This window comes from Harryflintia acetispora, assembly GCA_004340125.1.
Classification (GTDB): domain Bacteria; phylum Bacillota; class Clostridia; order Oscillospirales; family Ruminococcaceae; genus Harryflintia; species Harryflintia acetispora.
Map to the genome: position 1 here is coordinate 88,246 of SLUK01000006.1, position 14,978 is coordinate 103,223.

General features: G+C 59.3%; 17 protein-coding genes. 8 read left to right on the forward strand and 9 right to left on the reverse strand.

Annotation, left to right across the window (positions count from 1 at the left end; all coding sequences use genetic code 11):
• The first annotated feature begins 100 nt into the window (after positions 1-100).
• Positions 101-1,132: a hypothetical protein gene (locus EDD78_RS08090; RefSeq protein WP_079698769.1), complete on the forward strand. Its 1,032-nt coding sequence runs from the start codon at positions 101-103 to the stop codon at positions 1,130-1,132.
• A 142-nt stretch (positions 1,133-1,274) separates the two neighbouring features.
• Here the strand turns inward: EDD78_RS08090 and EDD78_RS08095 are convergent, their stop codons facing one another.
• Positions 1,275-2,306 (reverse strand): 3-deoxy-7-phosphoheptulonate synthase, encoded by a 1,032-nt coding sequence (locus EDD78_RS08095; protein ID WP_079698770.1) that lies wholly within the window; start codon positions 2,304-2,306, stop codon positions 1,275-1,277.
• Positions 2,307-2,477: 171 nt separating this feature from the next.
• Between EDD78_RS08095 and EDD78_RS08100 the strand changes: the two genes are divergently transcribed.
• A complete protein-coding gene (locus tag EDD78_RS08100) occupies positions 2,478-3,869 on the forward strand; it encodes an MATE family efflux transporter (protein WP_117507829.1) in 1,392 nt (463 codons plus the stop codon).
• Between the two features lie 12 nt (positions 3,870-3,881).
• Here EDD78_RS08100 and EDD78_RS08105 read toward each other — a convergent pair whose 3' ends face one another.
• Together EDD78_RS08105 and EDD78_RS08110 are read right to left on the reverse strand one after the other, a co-directional pair.
• Positions 3,882-4,631: a GNAT family N-acetyltransferase gene (locus tag EDD78_RS08105; protein ID WP_132084664.1), complete on the reverse strand. Its 750-nt coding sequence runs from the start codon at positions 4,629-4,631 to the stop codon at positions 3,882-3,884.
• A 114-nt stretch (positions 4,632-4,745) separates the two neighbouring features.
• Positions 4,746-5,804, reverse strand: coding sequence for a hypothetical protein (locus EDD78_RS08110; protein WP_079698773.1), 1,059 nt, complete (start codon positions 5,802-5,804; stop codon positions 4,746-4,748).
• 227 nt (positions 5,805-6,031) lie between these two features.
• On the opposite strand from EDD78_RS08110, the gene EDD78_RS08115 reads away from it, so the two are divergent.
• From EDD78_RS08115 to EDD78_RS13965, 3 genes are all read left to right on the forward strand, one after another.
• Positions 6,032-6,679, forward strand: a complete 648-nt coding sequence (locus tag EDD78_RS08115) for a TetR/AcrR family transcriptional regulator (protein ID WP_132084606.1) — start codon at positions 6,032-6,034, stop codon at positions 6,677-6,679.
• The gene (locus EDD78_RS08120) at positions 6,672-7,271 is read left to right on the forward strand and encodes a flavodoxin family protein (protein ID WP_132084607.1); all 600 of its coding nucleotides are present in this window, start codon (positions 6,672-6,674) and stop codon (positions 7,269-7,271) included. The genes EDD78_RS08115 and EDD78_RS08120 overlap by 8 nt, the downstream gene beginning before the upstream one ends.
• A gap of 77 nt (positions 7,272-7,348) precedes the next feature.
• Complete coding sequence (locus tag EDD78_RS13965) at positions 7,349-7,723, forward strand: hypothetical protein (RefSeq protein WP_143533549.1); 375 nt, start codon at positions 7,349-7,351, stop codon at positions 7,721-7,723.
• Between the two features lie 149 nt (positions 7,724-7,872).
• On the opposite strand, the gene EDD78_RS08130 is transcribed toward EDD78_RS13965, so the two are convergent.
• Entirely contained in the window at positions 7,873-8,064 is a 192-nt protein-coding gene (locus EDD78_RS08130; protein WP_079698777.1) for a hypothetical protein, read from the reverse strand.
• 121 nt (positions 8,065-8,185) lie between these two features.
• Between EDD78_RS08130 and EDD78_RS08135 the strand changes: the two genes are divergently transcribed.
• A complete protein-coding gene (locus EDD78_RS08135) occupies positions 8,186-9,061 on the forward strand; it encodes a TIM barrel protein (protein WP_165873160.1) in 876 nt (291 codons plus the stop codon).
• A 501-nt stretch (positions 9,062-9,562) separates the two neighbouring features.
• On the opposite strand, the gene EDD78_RS13970 is transcribed toward EDD78_RS08135, so the two are convergent.
• A complete protein-coding gene (locus EDD78_RS13970) occupies positions 9,563-9,736 on the reverse strand; it encodes a YlcI/YnfO family protein (RefSeq protein WP_165873161.1) in 174 nt (57 codons plus the stop codon).
• A gap of 137 nt (positions 9,737-9,873) precedes the next feature.
• On the opposite strand from EDD78_RS13970, the gene EDD78_RS08140 reads away from it, so the two are divergent.
• Positions 9,874-10,098, forward strand: coding sequence for a hypothetical protein (locus EDD78_RS08140; protein ID WP_132084609.1), 225 nt, complete (start codon positions 9,874-9,876; stop codon positions 10,096-10,098).
• On the opposite strand, the gene EDD78_RS08145 is transcribed toward EDD78_RS08140, so the two are convergent.
• The 4 genes from EDD78_RS08145 to EDD78_RS08160 form a co-directional block, all read right to left on the reverse strand.
• Positions 10,095-10,910 carry a nitrilase-related carbon-nitrogen hydrolase gene (locus EDD78_RS08145; protein ID WP_132084610.1) on the reverse strand — a complete coding sequence of 272 codons (816 nt, stop codon included), beginning with the start codon at positions 10,908-10,910 and terminating at the stop codon, positions 10,095-10,097. The genes EDD78_RS08140 and EDD78_RS08145 overlap by 4 nt on opposite strands.
• On the reverse strand, positions 10,907-11,710 hold the full coding sequence (locus tag EDD78_RS08150; protein ID WP_132084611.1) for an ABC transporter permease: 804 nt from the start codon (positions 11,708-11,710) through the stop codon (positions 10,907-10,909). The genes EDD78_RS08145 and EDD78_RS08150 overlap by 4 nt, the downstream gene beginning before the upstream one ends.
• Positions 11,700-12,338, reverse strand: a complete 639-nt coding sequence (locus tag EDD78_RS08155; protein WP_132084612.1) for an ABC transporter ATP-binding protein — start codon at positions 12,336-12,338, stop codon at positions 11,700-11,702. Before EDD78_RS08155 ends, EDD78_RS08150 begins: the two co-directional genes overlap by 11 nt.
• A 548-nt stretch (positions 12,339-12,886) precedes the next feature.
• Positions 12,887-13,993 carry a KamA family radical SAM protein gene (locus EDD78_RS08160; protein WP_132084613.1) on the reverse strand — a complete coding sequence of 369 codons (1,107 nt, stop codon included), beginning with the start codon at positions 13,991-13,993 and terminating at the stop codon, positions 12,887-12,889.
• Between the two features lie 244 nt (positions 13,994-14,237).
• Here EDD78_RS08160 and EDD78_RS08165 point away from each other — a divergent pair, with 244 nt between their 5' ends.
• Positions 14,238-14,939, forward strand: a complete 702-nt coding sequence (locus EDD78_RS08165) for a nucleotidyltransferase domain-containing protein (protein ID WP_132084614.1) — start codon at positions 14,238-14,240, stop codon at positions 14,937-14,939.
• Positions 14,940-14,978: the final 39 nt, after the last annotated feature.

A 14,978-nucleotide genomic window follows, 5' to 3' on the forward strand; every position in this document is an offset into this window, starting at 1 on the left:
CCGTATAATTGCAATTGTTCCGGAGAGACCGGAGTCGCAACATGGGACAGCAAAGAGAATGGCATCCTTTTGTATGATGAAAACCTTAGGAGGAACCGAAATGAAAAAACTGATGGCTGCACTGCTTGCGACATCGATGATGCTCGGCATTGGAGCGACCGCCTTTGCGGCGCCGGTCAATGGCGAGGACAATAAACTCAAAGACACCGTGGTTGGCTTTGCCGGCGGCTCGAAGACCGCCGAGCAGGATCTTAGGGGGACCGAGGGCAGCGTTTCCCTCTCCTTCGACCTGGGTGCGAACGCCAATTATTACACCGTGGACGTCGCGGTGCGCGAGGGCGGCAAGTACGTCGCCGCCGAGTATTCCAAAGGCAAGAAATCCGTCGTGCTGCGTCCGACCATCAAAGAGGACGTGATGGAGGAAAAGGAGTACGAGGTGGAGATCGAGGTGCTCGACCGCAACACCAAGGACGTCGTCGCCAAGGATTTCTCGATCACCGGCACAGTTTCCTACGACAAGATCCAGCAGGTTGAGGACGGCGGACGCTACGTCAACACCAAGGGCGCGTTCTACGACTTCGGCGAGGGCGCCAGGGACGTGGATATCTATGTCGGGCGGGACATGCACCTGAAGTTCGACAAGACCGTCAAGGGCTCCTATAACCTGCGCCTGAGCGACGAGGGCAACAAGTCCATCGACTATATGTTCTCCAAGCATGAGCTCACGTATTACACCTTCCCGTCCGCCCCGAAGTTCAGTAACAGCGTCGAGGTGACCCTGGGCGCCGATTCCGGGAGCTACCTCTACCAGTACGCGGGCGGCAAGCTGACCAAGGTGCCGGGCGCCGAGTACGACGAGGATGCGGGCGCTTACACCTTCAGCACCAACCAGCTGGCCATGTTTATCCTGGCCGACATGCCGCTGCAGGAAGGCGTCGTGTCCGAGGACCAGAACCTGATTAAACCCGGCTCAGGCTCCTCGAACGGCTCCTCCGGTGGCAGCTCCAAGCCGAACGCCCCTTCCGGGGACAAGAACAACCCGACCACCGGCGCCCCCGACCTGATGGGCCTTGCCGTGGCGGCGGGGATGATCTCCCTGGGCGCGCTGGCTGTGAAAAAACTTTCCAAGTAAGCTGATCGTTTCCTGTTTCTTAAAATCAAAATCCTGTTTGCTTCTATGAGAACCGACCGCCTCCCCCAGTGGGGAGGCAAGATAAAAGGAGACCGCGGGAAGGGAGTACCCCCTTCCCGCGGTCTCCTTTTTGTAATCGGTCTCAGCAGTTCTCCGCGATCTTATAGAGCAGTCGCTCGGTGTCGTCCCAGCCGAGGCAGGGGTCGGTGATCGACTTGCCGTAGACATGCCTCTCCCCGATGGGCTGGTTGCCCTCCTCGAGATAGCTTTCGATCATCACGCCCTTGATCAGCCTTTTCAGCTCGGGGTTGTAGCCCCGGCTGTGCAGCACCTCGCTGACGATGCGGATCTGTTCCTTATATTTTTTATTGGAGTTGGAGTGGTTGGCGTCCACGATCACCGCGCGGTTTTGCAGATCGAGTTTTTCATACATCTCCAGCAGCCGCACCAGGTCCTCGTAGTGGTAGTTGGGGATGCAGGTGCCGTATTTGTCCACCCCGCCGCGCAGGATCACATGCGCCAGGTCGTTGCCGCCGGTGGTGACGTCGCAGCCGCGGTAGATAAAGTTGTGGGACTTCTGCGCGGCGATGACCGAGTTGAGCATCACCACGAAATCGCCGCTGGTCGGGTTCTTCATCCCCACCGGGATGTCCATCCCGCTGGCGGTCAGCCGGTGCTGCTGGTTCTCCACCGAGCGCGCCCCGATCGCCTCGTAGGAGAGCAGGTCGTCCAGGTAGCTGCGGTTTTCCGGGTAGAGCATCTCGTCCGCGCAGGTCATCCCGCTGACCTCGATGGCGCGGATATGCAGCCGGCGGATGGCGATGATCCCCGCCAAGAGGTCGGGCGCCTTGTCCGGCTGCGGCTGGTGGAGCATCCCCTTGTACCCTTCGCCGGTGGTGCGGGGCTTGTTGGTGTAGACGCGGGGGATGATCATCAGGCGCTCGCTGAGCTTCTCATTGACACGGCTCAGCCGGGAGAGGTACTCGCAGACCGAGTCCTCGTTGTCCGCCGAGCAGGGGCCGACCACCACCACGAACTTGTCCGATTTGCCGGTAAAGATATCCCGGATTTCCCGGTCGCGCCGCTCCTTGAGCGAGATGATCTCCCGCGAGAGGGGATACTCGTTTTTTAAGTTGGCGGGCAGGGGCAGCTCTTTATTGAGTTTCATTCCCATTGGAATTCCTCCAGTTGTTAAAAAAGTATCAGTTCTGAATCTAGCGTAATGCGAAAACGCCGCCCTGTCAAGAAAAATTTGAAAAATCCGGTAGGGCGGCGGTACTTGAAAGCGAAAAAGAATTGGTCTATGATAATAGGAGATTTTGCAGAGAAGGGGAGTGGACGAGGCATGTTGCATGAGCAGAACAACGACTTTTCCCAAGGGTCGGTGTCGGGGAATATCCTCTCGCTGGCCCTGCCGATGATCTTCGCCCAGCTGGTCAGCGTCCTCTACAGCGTGGTGGACCGCATGTACATCGGGCATATCCCGCATGCGGCGGCCAACGCCCTGACCGGAGTGGGGCTCACCTTCCCGATCATCACCATCGTCATGGCGTTCGCCAACCTCTTCGGCACCGGCGGCGCGCCGCTGTTTTCCATCGCCCGCGGGGCGAAGGAGGACCAGCGCGCCGAGGACGTCATGGGCAACACCTTCGCGCTGCTGCTCTCCTGCGGGGTGCTGCTCACCGTGCTGATCCTCGTGTTCCGCCGGCCGCTGCTCTATCTTTTCGGGGCGAGCGACGCGACCTTCCCCTACGCCAACGACTACATTTCGGTCTATCTTTGCGGCAGCGTCTTCGTCATGCTCAGCCTCGGGATGAACAACTTCATCAACGCCCAGGGCTTTTCCCGCAAGGGGATGGTGACGGTGCTGCTGGGGGCGCTGATCAACATCCTGCTCGACCCGCTCTTCATCTTCGTGCTGGGGCTGGGGGTGCGCGGCGCCGCCATCGCCACCGTGATTTCGCAGGCCGCCTCGGCGCTCTGGGCCGTTTGCTTCCTGCGCGGAAAGCGCGCGCTGCTGCGCCTCAAGGTTTCCAGCATGCGCCTGCAGCTCCCGCTGGTGCGGGAAATCTGCTTTCTGGGCGCGTCGGGGTTCATCATGTCGGTGACCAACAGCGCGGTGCAGATCGTCTGCAACGCGACGCTGCAATCCTTCGGGGGGGATCTCTACGTCGGGGTGATGACCATCATCAATTCGATCCGGGAGATCGCCACCACCGCGGTCAACGGCCTGACCAGCGCCGCGCAGCCGGTGCTGGGCTTCAACTTCGGCGCGCGACAGTACCGCCGGGTGCGCGCCGGGATCAAGTTCGAGTCCCTGCTGTGCGTGGGCTATACCACCGCCGCCTGGGGCGTGCTGCTGCTCTTCCCGAGGCTCTTTATCCGGCTGTTCACCGAGGATCAGGCCCTGATCGAGGCCTGCGTGCCGAGTATGCACATCTACTTCTTCGGCTTTTTTATGATGAGCTTACAGATGGCCGGACAGTGCGTGGCGGTCGCGCTCGGGAGAAGCCGTCAGGCCATCTTCTTCTCCCTGCTGCGCAAGGCGGTCATCGTCATCCCGCTGACCCTGGTCCTGCCCAGAGTGATGGGCCTCGGGGTGAACGGCGTCTTTTTGGCCGAGCCGATCTCCAACTTCATCGGGGGCGCCGCCTGCTATATCACCATGCTGCTGACCATCTGGCCCGAGCTGCGGCGCCGCGAGCAGCTGGAGGCAAAGCAGGACGGCGGCTGCTGACGCCGTCCTGGCTTATTTTTTGAGGATCCTTTTTAAGTAGGCGGCGTCCAATAAATTCACGGTTTCAAAGTTCCCCTTATAAAATACTGCCCAGTTATTGAAAACGCAGGGCAGTTCCTTGGCCTTTTGCAGCGTGTCCACCTCGATGATGGATACGGGGACGCCGTTCTCTTTGCAGTACTGCCGTGCCATTTCAACACTTCGTTGGACATAGGGACATTGCAAATCATAGTAAATGGTGAGCTCGCCGCTTTCGATTTCAAGGCTCTTGGCGTTGGGCGCAAACCTTGGCGCTGTCCCGTCAAAGGAAAGCGCCAGCAGGTCATATCCGTTCCGGGTGGAATCGACCGTCTCAAAGCCGAATTTCTTCGCAAAGGCCTGGTCGGAAAGCCAGGACTTTTGTTTTTTTGCCCCGAGCATGCACACGCCGGACCTGCCCTTTTCCTTGGCGTCGTCGAGGCAATACTCCATCAACAGCTTCCCGTACCCTTTTCCTTTGTAGTCGCCGCAAACCCATAAGCAATACACATAATAGTAGTTGCCGCCTACGATGGGAACCCAGGCCGTTTCAAGAGGCGCATATTCGATAAAAACCGTGGCCTTTGCATTTAACTTGCGAAAGACATGGCCCTCACGGATCCGGTCCTTGAGCCATTGCCGCTTTGCCTCAATACCCGGATGGGGCTTACTGGCGCGGATGATGCAGCACAGATGCTCGTCGGCGAGGTTTTCTGCCGTCAGGTTTATAAAATCCTCATTCAACGGTATGCTTTCCATTCCAACACCTCATCATGGTCCTTTGATTTCTCTCATTATCCGGCTGAAAACAGTCCGTGGAACGGGGCACGCCCCGTTCCACGGACTTTAGGTTTCAGCTTATTTTTTCTTCACATTCCCGTCCTTGACGTTCTTGTCGGAGACGATATAGCTCATCAGGCGGTTGGTCTGGAAGCTCAGGCCGTCCCCCTCATAGGTGGTGGCCAGCTTCTTGATCGCGCCGGTGCTCTTGTTGTATTCGTACACGTACTGGTCCTTGCCGGCCGAAATGCGGCATTTCACCTTGGCGCTCAGCTTGGGGGAGCCGAGGAATTCGTAGCAGTCCGCATAGCTGTCGCCCAGGTATTTCTGCGCCGCCGCGATGTCGGAGGTGCTCACCCGCAAATTGACCTTCTGATAGCCGTATTTCCCCTTGAAGTAGAGGTTGACGCCATCCAGGCACTTGACCCGGGAGCTCTCGGTGATGTTGTTCTGGATCTCGAAGAGGGAGCCGTTTTGCTTGTTGATGGTGTAGGTGGTGCCGCTCTCCAGGTCGCGCATACGCGAGTAGGCCGCCGCGTCGGAATTCTTGATGGTGAAGGTGATTTCCTGGGTGCGGTTGGCCCGCCCCGAAATGGGATAGCCGTTCTTGTCCTTGACCTGGTAGCCGATGGTGGCGTCCACCTCGACCTCCCAGTCCTCCAGCTCGTAGGCGCGCACGCCGCTGCCTGCCTTTAGGGTGATCACCGGCGCGAGCCATTCCTTATTGTTGCTGGTGGGGTAGCGCTTCTTGGCGCTGTCGTAGCCGATGGCCACGCCCTGGTTGCGTTTGACGGTGGCGGTGATGTTCTTGGTGGCCGCGTGCACCGAGATGCGGTCGATGATCTGCCCCTCCGGCACGGTGACTGCGACCTCGGCCTTGGTGCCGCCCGCGTCCTCGCTCTCGCCCGCCCATTCGGGTCCGTACTTATAGAGGAAGGGGCCTCCTTCATATTCCGCGTTGTCAGAATTTACGTCGACCTCCACATTGTAGTCCGGCTGCCGTTTGGCGGACTGGCTGATCGAGCCGGATTTTGTAGTGGGGGCGGGGGTGGATTTTTTGATCTCCCCGGCGAACGCCGTGCTTGCCATGCCCAGCACCATTGCGCTTGCGAGCAGGGCAGATAGTAGCTTTTTCATAACTACCGCTCCTTTATCTGGAATTTATATTCTGTCCATAACCGCTGGTATTTCTCTTCTTCTATTCTACCGGAAATACCCATGCTTGGCAATCGGGAAACGTGAAGATTTTGTGAATTATATGCGGCCGGCGGGCCCGGTATTCCACGACCGCTTGACAGGGGGAGGGCAGGGGTATATTATAAACTAAACTCTTAGTTTAATTTTTATATTTGAGGTATGGAATTATGAAGCCAGAACGCAAGGAGGCCCTCGCGCAATTCCACCGCTCCCAGATCATCGCGGCGGCGCGGCGGCTCTATGAGAGCAGTGGGGAAGCCGCCGTCACGATGGACGACATCGCCCGCGAGGCCGGGTACAGCAAGGCCACCCTCTATGTCTATTTTTCCGGCAAGGAGGAGATCGGGCGGGCGATCGCCCGATGGAGCATGCGCGCCCTCCTCGAGACGCTGCGCCTCGCGGCCAGGGAGCCGGGAGGCTTCCACGAGCGGGCCCTCGCGCTCTGCCGCGCGTTGGCCGATTTTTACGAGCGGGACCCTTGGTCCTTCGACTACGCCGCGGGGGAGGTGGAGTTCGATCCCGGTTCCCCCGCGGCGCCGCAGGTGCTGCTCGACATCTATGAGACGGGGGAGGAGATCACCCGCCTGGTCGGCGGGCTGCTCGAAGAGGGGGCCGCGCAGGGGGAGGTGAGCGCCCCGCTCGACGTGCCGGCGGCGGTGCTCCTCTTTTGGGGGAGCCTGTGCGGAATGATTAAGATGGCCGGGGCCAAGGAGCGGTATATCCGCCTCTCGCTGGGGCTCTCCCGCCGGGAGTTTCTGGAACGGGGCTTCGCGCTGCTGCTGGGTTCGCTGGGAGGGGGGCGGGGGAATGGCTAAACGCATGCTCGCCCTGCTGGGCAGCCCGCGCAGGAGCGGGATGGTTTCCCGCATGTTGGACGTCGCCGTACAGAGGGCCGAAAAAGCCGGTTGGGAGGTCGTGCGCTTCGATCTCTACGAGCTCGCCCTGCTGCCCTGTACCGGTTGCATGGCCTGCCGCGGCGGAGCGTGCTGCCCGCTGCCGGACCGGCTGCCGCCGCTGCGGCGGGAGCTTTTGCGGTGCGACCTGTGCGTGTTGGCGGCGCCGGTCTATTTTGCCAATGTGCCGGGCCCTGTCAAGACGATGTTCGACCGTCTGGCCGGGTCGGTGATGGAGGACACCAGCACCTTCCCGAGGCCCCTGCTGAAAAAGGAGCAGCGCTACCTGCTGCTCACCGCCTGCACCACCCCTTCGCCGTTTAGTTGGCTCTGCGGGCAGAGCCGGGGCGCGCTGCGCGCGATGAAGGAATTTTTCGGCACGGCGGGGATGCGGAAGCTCGGATCGGTGGTTTTTGCCGGGAGCAGGGGAAAAAGCGCCCTGCCGGACGGGGTGCGGCGAAAAATCCTCGCCCGGATGGACCGTCTCCTCGGCGGTGTGCGCCAAGGGGGATAAGCAAAACCGGCCTCCCTCTCATATAATGGGTTGAGAGAAATCTCGCGTGACCAACAAAACATAAGGAGGCTAAAAATATGGCCTGTAACTGTGCATGCAACCGTGCATGCAGTTCTGCATGTAACTGTATCAGTGAGTGCGTCGCCGAGGATACCGTTCGCTCGGAAAGTAATTGCAGAGGCGCTTGCCTGTGCGAGAAAAACGGTCCGTGCGATACCGCGGCGAACATTCAGGCGATGGACGAAAACCGCTGCCCCTGTCCGTGTGTGGACTGCACGCCCATCGTGGTGGAGCCGACCCCGGAGGAGATTCTGATCGAGCGCAATTATCAGCCCTGCACCGATCCGAACGGTGTGACTACCCTTTATCCCGAGGTCTGCCGCAACACCTTCTGGCCGTCGTTCGCACATCCGCGCTGGCTGTGCTGCAGCGACCTATACTGCCAAAACTGAGGGCAAAGGGCGCTTTCGCCATTTCCAAAAAATTGGAGCGGGTATTGCTCCCGCGCCCTTCATAAGCACAGGGGCAGCAGATACAATCTGCTGCCCCTGTGCTTTCTTGGTATGAGCTCTTGAAACCTATGGTTTTTTGCCCGCGGCGCTTACAGGCGCTCGACAAAATCGCGAACGTCCCGCAGCTCGGTCATCAGCGGCCTGCCGATCGCGTGGGAGAGGGCATGGTTGAGCTCGCTGTACTGGTTGTCCGCCGGTTTTTCATCGTTTTCATGCTCTTCGAGACGGCTGATCCGGCTGTCGAGCTCGTCGAGAATCTTCTGCTTGATATCCTTGGACATGTTATTTCCTCCTCATGGGATTTTGCTTTTAGTATTCCCACTTTCTTCTGCCGGCGCGGCTTTTCAGAAAATGAAAAATATGGTACAATCGTGTCAAAACAATCAAGAGGAGGAGAAGCCCATGAAATTTTCATTTTTGACCTACCAGTTCTGCCGTTATCCGTTGGAATACTGCTTCAAGATGGGGCAGCACTACGGCCTGGACGGCGTGGAGGTTTGGGGCGCCCGCCCGCATGCCTATGCCTACGACCTGGACGCCGGGCGGGTGGCCGAGATCAACGGCTACAAGAAGAAGTACGGTCTCGAGATTTCGATGTTCACCCCCGAAATCCTCGCCTATCCCTACAACCTCGCCTCGCAGGAGAAGAAGGAGTACGAGGAGACGGTGGCCTACCTGATCCGCAGCGTGGAGGCCGCGGCCGCCATCGGCACCGACAAAATGCAGATCACCACCGGCCATCCCGGCTACAAGGTGGACCGCCACAAGACCAAGGCGCAGGTTGGCGAAGGCATCGCCCGGCTGTGCAAGCGGGCCGAGGAGCTGGGAGTGGACATCATCCTCGAATCGCTCTCCTCCTATGAAGGGAACACCGTGACCACCGCCCACCAGATCGGCGAGATGATCGAGCTGGTCGGTTCCCCGGCGCTCAAGTCGATGGTCGACGTCGCGGTGCCGGTGGTAATGAGCGAACCGGTATCCGAATATTTCGACACCCTGGGCGACAAGATGGAGTACCTCCACCTGTGCAACTGCCCGGACAAGGACGACTTCCATATGCCGGTGCACGACGCGAACGGGATCATCCCGATGAAGGCGCTCTTCAAGGTGCTCGAGCGCTATCATTATGACGGGTGGTGCTCGCTGGAAATCCTCGGCCCTTATTTCCGGGACCCGGAGCTTTACCTGGCGCAGTTCGCCGACGATATTGAGATCATCTGTAACGAATATGGCGTGAAACGGCAGCGGGGCGCTGCGGCCTATACGCGAAAGGACTAGCGTGCGAGGCGGCCATGCACAGCCCGCGTCCTGAAGTATTAGGATTGGGTCGGGTGCACAATGTCCAAACAAAAACCCTGGTGGAAAAGAGCTACGGCCCTTTTCCACCAGGGTTTTCCATAGTGCCCAGGAAACGGGTTTCCAAAGGGTCAAAGACCCTTTGGCGGGGAGCTTGAGGGCGAGGAGCCCTCAAAAAGACGTAAAAGAGCGCGGGGAGGGGAGGCCGAGCTTCCAGTGGAAGCTTGGCCGGGGAAACCCCAAGAGGGGGTTCCCCTAAAACGAGTTGAGCGTTTATTTCGGCCGACGGAGGCCCTCATCGAGGCGGCGGCCTTTGTGGGGGTGCACCGCACCCCCACGCCCCCTCGAGGAAAACCCATCTTGGGGTTTTCCTCGACCTTTCCCCGCCTTTTTACGAAAGGAATTCCGCCCTTTGCGAAGGGCGGCACGAGGGCTCTGCCCTCGTGGCTCCGGCCAAAGGAACGAGGTTCCTTTGGAATCCTTTTATTTGTCTTCGCTCAGGCTTTGCAGCGCGACGCGCACCGCCTCGACCACAAAGGCGGAGAAGGTGCAGTCGGTTCCCTGAATGGCCTTTTCCACCTCGTCGATCAGGTCGTTCGGGAAACGGATGCTCTTGTTGGTTGTAGATGGAATGGATGGGATTTTAAACTTTAGCATCTGCCTCGCCACGCAATATCTTTTGTCATGTAGTTAGTATAACCAACGTCCTGACTGGATGTCAGCATGACAAATGTACTGCGAATTGCGTTGCAGGAAACAAGTTCGATCTGTGCTAAAATAAGCTGGGTGATTTTATGGAACCGATCAATCAAATCTTAATCAACATTCTTTCCCGGAAAACCATGCGCGTCGAGTTTCCCGGCCTCGACACGGAGCACCTTGAGCATGTCATGGCCCAGAAGGGCTTCAACATGCTCCTGGAAATCCAGTCGATCCTGGCCGACGGTACACTCAACGATTTCGATTGCATCGAGCGGCTGGTGCGCCTCTTCGAGCGTGAGGATATTTCCTGTGGCTAATCGTAAAGCTCCACCCGCGCAAAGGCCGGGAAGAACCGGCTTTCCATCTCCCCGTCGCCATCCGCGCGGTAGCGGTTTAGCATGTCCGCGGACAGGGTCGCCGTGAGCATCCCGGCGGTGGGGGAGTACCGCTGTGCCATGATCTCCCCATCCGGCCCGGCGATCAGCAGCCCGCCGCCAAATTGTGTTCCCTGCCCATTCTCCCCGCAAAGATTACACGCGCACAGATAGACCCGGTTGTCATAAGCGCGCGCCGGGAGGTACCGGTTCCAGATCGTTTCCCGCGCTCCTGCTCTCTGCGGTGCGGCGTGGGGCACAAAAAGGATCTCGGCCCCTTTGCGCGAGAGCGCAAAGCTCAGTCCCGGGAAGTGTGCGTCCCAGCACAGCTCGACCCCAATATCGGCCTTTGGCGTGTGAAAGACGGGGGTCCCGTCTCCGGGAGCGAAGTATTCCCGTTCCCGCGCGCCGAGGTGGGTCTTGCGGTACCGCCCAATCAGGCCGCGCGGGCCGAATACCATCTGGGTGAGATAGGGCTTTCCCCGCCCGCGCTCGATCATCCCGACCAGCAGCGTGATGGCGTGCAGCCGCGCCAGCCCTTCTAGGTAGCGGCATTCCTTTCCGTCGGCCGGAAGGGCAAGCGCCCCAGCGTTCTTCGGGGAGTAGCCGGTCAGGGCGCATTCCGGGAAGCAGGCGAGTGCGGAGCCCCGGTGGCGCGCCTGAGCGGCGAAGAAGGCGATCCGGCGCAGGTTGCACTCGGTCTCGCCGCAGCGCGCCTCCATCTGTATGACGCTTACTCTCAAATCCTCTTTCATACCGTTTCCTCCAATTTTAGGGCGGCCCCGCTGGTAAAAAAGGTCTTGTACCCGAGGGTGACGAACAGCACCACCGTGATCGCGGTGCACCCCAGGATGGCCAGCATGATCCCGATCTGATACTTGATGGCGGTCAGTGGGAAGGTGCCCGATAGGATTTGCCCGGTCATCATCCCGGGCAGCGAGACGATCCCCATGGTGAGCATGTTGTTCATGGTGGGCAGGATGGCGCTGTCAAAAGCGTCGTTGACGATCTCCTTCGCCGCGGCCGCAGGGGAGGCGCCGAGCATCAGCGAGTTCTCGATCTTCGGGCGCTGTTCCTTCATCCCGTTGCACAGCTTGTTGGCGCCTAAGGAGATCCCGGTCATCGCGTTGCCGATGATCATCCCTGAGACCGGGATGCAATACTGGGGATTGAACCAGGGCCGGATGCGCAGCACCAGCAGCAGGAAGATGAGCGCGGTGCACAGGTAGCCGCAGAGCATCGAGAGCCCCATCAGCCGCCGTAGCGGCCGGGAGAGGGGCAGCTTCACCCTCTTTTGGGCGTTGAAAATTGCGAACCCGAGCATGATGAGCAGCATAATCAGGGTGAGCCACCAGCTCGGGTTCTGAAAGACGTACATCAGGATGTAGCCCATCACGGTCAGCTGGATGGTCATCCTGGTGGTGGCGATCAGGATTTGCCGCTCGCGCCGGATCCCGCGGGAGCGGAAGATCACCAGCAGCACCAGCACAAAGACATAGGCCAGCGCAAGGCTGAGCACCGGCAGGTCCATCACCGAGCTTTGATTACTGTTCATCCCCGTATCCCTCCGTCCTTCCGCCCGACAGCCTGATCTGCGCGCCGGGATACATCCCGGCCACCTCGGGCGAGTGGGTGACCAGGATCAGCTCCTTGCCCCTCCCGCGCACGAAGGAGGCCAGGTTTTCGATTACAAAGCGCTCGGTTTCCTTGTCCAGCGCCGACGAGGGCTCGTCCAAAAGATAGACCTTCGCATCCATGAGCAGCACCCGCGCCAGGCACAGCCGCTGCCTCTCCCCGCCCGAGAGGGTCTGGCATTCCTCATCCGGCGATTTTTGCAGTCCAACCCCCGCGAGCACCTCCAGCAGCCGGTCGCGGGAGGCGGCGGGCTTCTGTGCAAACCGTAGCCCGATCTGCAAATTGTCCCCGATTGTGCCGTCGTAGAGCACCGGGCTTTGGCCGAGCATGACGATCTGCCGGCGTAGCATGACAGGGTCGGTGCGCGCGATGTCCATCCCATTGTAGAGGATGACCCCCTCGTCCGGCTCGCACAGCCGGTTGAGGCAGCGCAGCAGGGTGGTCTTTCCGCTGCCCGAGGGGCCGGTGATGCAGCTGACCGGCCGGTCGATGGTGAGGCTTTGGATATCCAATATCGAGCGGTATTTCAGCCCTGTGATGGTGAACATGGCCCCGCCTCCTGAAAATTAAAAATGTATAATAGCTATTATAACACAAAAAGAAGTCCTAAAGGGCGCGCCTTTTTTCTTTAGAGCGGGGGTTGACGCTGCGCCCTTCTCAAAGTATTGAAAGCTGCGCTTCCAATACTTTCATATGGGTGCTCCCGGAAGGGCACGCCTTTTTTCTTCGGGGCGGGGGTTGACGCTGCGCCCTTCTCAAAGTATTGAAAGCTGCGCTTCCAATACTTTCATATGGGTGCTCCCGGGAAGGGTGCGCCTTTTTTCTTCGGGGCGGGGGTTGACGCTGCGCCCTTCTCAAAGTATTGAAAGCTGTGTTTCCAATACTTTCATATGGGTGCTCTCGGAAGGGCGCGCCTTTTTTCTCTGGGGCGGAATTGTTCCTGCGCCCTTTGAGCACACCCGGCAGGGCACGCCTTTTTTCTTTAGAGCGGGAGTTGACGCCATGTCCTTTATAAGTTGGCAGGCAGCAGATTCCATCTGCTGCCTGCCAACTTTCTTATGCGTAATTTGGAATACGGGCCATCTTTTCTGTATCGTTATTCGCCGTAGCACTCGTCGATCCAGCAGTCCCGCTCATTGACGGGGAGGGAGAAAATCCGGCCGGCGTTCTTTGAGTCCTTGGCCTGATGGTATTTGAAGAGCATGCGCTCATCGTCCAGCTCGCCGAGAATTTCGATCTTTCCGCTCCGGTGGGAGAGCGCGTAGCGAAAACACTTGCCCTGGCCGTTCTGCAGGACCTTGGCGCCCTCCACGATCCGGTAGCCCTCCCGCAGCGGCACCTGGAACTGGTTTTTTACCCCTGTCACCGGCCGGCACTGGAAGACGTAATAGGGCAGAATTCCATTTCGGGTCATTCCCCGCAGCAGCGCGCCCAGCGTCTCGGGGGTGTCGTTGACCCCGCGCAGCAGCACCGTCTGGTTGCGCACCGGAATCCCGAGCTCCCGAATCGCTTGCACCGCCGCCAGGGACGCTTCGGTCAGCTCCCGAGGATGGTTATACTGGGTGACTACGTAAATCTGTTTCTTACGGCTGTAGCGCCCCAGGATGTCCAAAAGCTCCCCATCCCCGGTGATCCGGGAAGGGAAGACCACCGGTACCCGGGTGCCGAAGCGGATCAGGTCGAGGTGCCCGATGCCGCACAGGGCGCCGAGATACCGCTCGATGACGGCGTTGGAATTGAGGAAGGAGTCCCCACCCGAAATGAGCACGTTGCTGATCTCCCCGTGCGCGCGGATATAACCGATCATATCGTCGAAGTAGCGCGCAACCTCCTCATCGGACAGCCCGACAAGGCGCTTGCGGAAGCAGTGCCGGCAGTACATCGCGCATTGGTTGGTCGAAAGGACCATCGCCGTCTGGCGGTATTTGTGCTGCATCCCGACGATTACGGTATTGTCCGCCTCGCCGCTGGTGTCGAAGGAACCGCCCAGGTCGGTCTCGTGCAGCGAGGGGATGCACATCCGCCGGATCGGGTCGTGCTCGTCCTCAAAATTGATCAGAGACAGGTAATAGGGAGTGATGGACATGGGGTACTGCTCCAAAATTTCGGCGAACCCCTGCTGCTCCTCCGGGGTGCAGTTTAAGAGCCCGGAAAGCTCCTTCGCTGTGGTAATGTTCTGTTTCAGTTCCTCCTGCCAGCTCATAAACCTCATCCTTTCGTCAGAAAATTGTTCTTATACGAATAGTATAGCAGATATTTCCGGGATTGGACAAGGGATAAATATGAACAAACCGTAAATTACAACAATTAAACCGCATAATATTTTAAATTTTATGTCGAGAAATGACAATCTGATTATTTACAAACAGTATAATAAATCCGGGGATTTACGGTGGTGTGGTTGCCGTCGGGGCGCGGATGCGGTATGATAGGATGGGGAAGACAAAATGGTGAAAGGAGTGTGCGTGATGGAATTGGACGTCGTTTCCTGGATGGGGGAGCTGTGCCGGAAGCTGTCGGAGCGCTTCGGCAAGCGTCTGCTCTTCGCTGGGCTGCAGGGGAGCCGGCAGCGCGGCGAGGCGCGGGAGGACAGCGACATCGACGTGGTGGTGGTTTTGGACAGGGTGGAGGCAGAGGACCTAGCGGCCTACCGCTCCCTCCTGCGCGGCATGCCGCAGGGCGGGCTCGCCTGCGGCTTCATCTGCGGGCTGCGCGAGCTGCGGGGCTGGCCGGGCTACGATCTCGTTGCCCTGAGCCGGGATACCAAGGGGTACTATGGCGATCTTTTGGCCCTGCTGCCGCCGCTGGGGCGGGAGGACGAGCTCGCCTGCGTGCAGGTCGGGGCAGCCAATCTCTATCACGCCGCCTGCCACACCCTCCTGTTCGGGGAGCTGGAGCCGCAGGCGCTGTGCGGGCTCTATAAATCCGCCTTCTTCCTGCTGCGCATGGATCATGCTCTGCGCACCGGGGAGTATGTCCCGACGCGCAAAGAGCTCTTGGAGAAGCTTCGCGGGGCGCGGCGGCAGGTCCTGCTCGACGAAGCGGGAACAGGCGGCGCCCTGCAAAGGGCGGAGTATGAGGAGCGGCTGGGCAGGCTGATCGGCCTCTGCGGGGAAATTCTGCAAAAGGGGCCCGAAACCTGCCGGTAAGCGGTTGACAAAACGGCCGGGCGGATGGTATATTGAATA

Coding starts and splice junctions, on each gene's coding strand:
- EDD78_RS08115 (WP_132084606.1), top strand. CDS start 6,032: ATGAAGCCAGAACGCAAGGAGGCCCTCGCGCAATTCCACCGCTCCCAG.
- EDD78_RS08140 (WP_132084609.1), top strand. CDS start 9,874: ATGGAACCGATCAATCAAATCTTAATCAACATTCTTTCCCGGAAAACC.
- EDD78_RS08110 (WP_079698773.1), bottom strand. CDS start 5,804: ATGAAAAAGCTACTATCTGCCCTGCTCGCAAGCGCAATGGTGCTGGGC.
- EDD78_RS08135 (WP_165873160.1), top strand. CDS start 8,186: ATGAAATTTTCATTTTTGACCTACCAGTTCTGCCGTTATCCGTTGGAA.
- EDD78_RS08130 (WP_079698777.1), bottom strand. CDS start 8,064: ATGTCCAAGGATATCAAGCAGAAGATTCTCGACGAGCTCGACAGCCGG.
- EDD78_RS08160 (WP_132084613.1), bottom strand. CDS start 13,993: ATGAGCTGGCAGGAGGAACTGAAACAGAACATTACCACAGCGAAGGAG.
- EDD78_RS13970 (WP_165873161.1), bottom strand. CDS start 9,736: ATGCTAAAGTTTAAAATCCCATCCATTCCATCTACAACCAACAAGAGC.
- EDD78_RS08165 (WP_132084614.1), top strand. CDS start 14,238: ATGGTGAAAGGAGTGTGCGTGATGGAATTGGACGTCGTTTCCTGGATG.
- EDD78_RS08120 (WP_132084607.1), top strand. CDS start 6,672: ATGGCTAAACGCATGCTCGCCCTGCTGGGCAGCCCGCGCAGGAGCGGG.
- EDD78_RS08100 (WP_117507829.1), top strand. CDS start 2,478: ATGTTGCATGAGCAGAACAACGACTTTTCCCAAGGGTCGGTGTCGGGG.
- EDD78_RS08155 (WP_132084612.1), bottom strand. CDS start 12,338: ATGTTCACCATCACAGGGCTGAAATACCGCTCGATATTGGATATCCAA.
- EDD78_RS13965 (WP_143533549.1), top strand. CDS start 7,349: ATGGCCTGTAACTGTGCATGCAACCGTGCATGCAGTTCTGCATGTAAC.
- EDD78_RS08090 (WP_079698769.1), top strand. CDS start 101: ATGAAAAAACTGATGGCTGCACTGCTTGCGACATCGATGATGCTCGGC.
- EDD78_RS08150 (WP_132084611.1), bottom strand. CDS start 11,710: ATGAACAGTAATCAAAGCTCGGTGATGGACCTGCCGGTGCTCAGCCTT.
- EDD78_RS08095 (WP_079698770.1), bottom strand. CDS start 2,306: ATGGGAATGAAACTCAATAAAGAGCTGCCCCTGCCCGCCAACTTAAAA.
- EDD78_RS08145 (WP_132084610.1), bottom strand. CDS start 10,910: ATGAAAGAGGATTTGAGAGTAAGCGTCATACAGATGGAGGCGCGCTGC.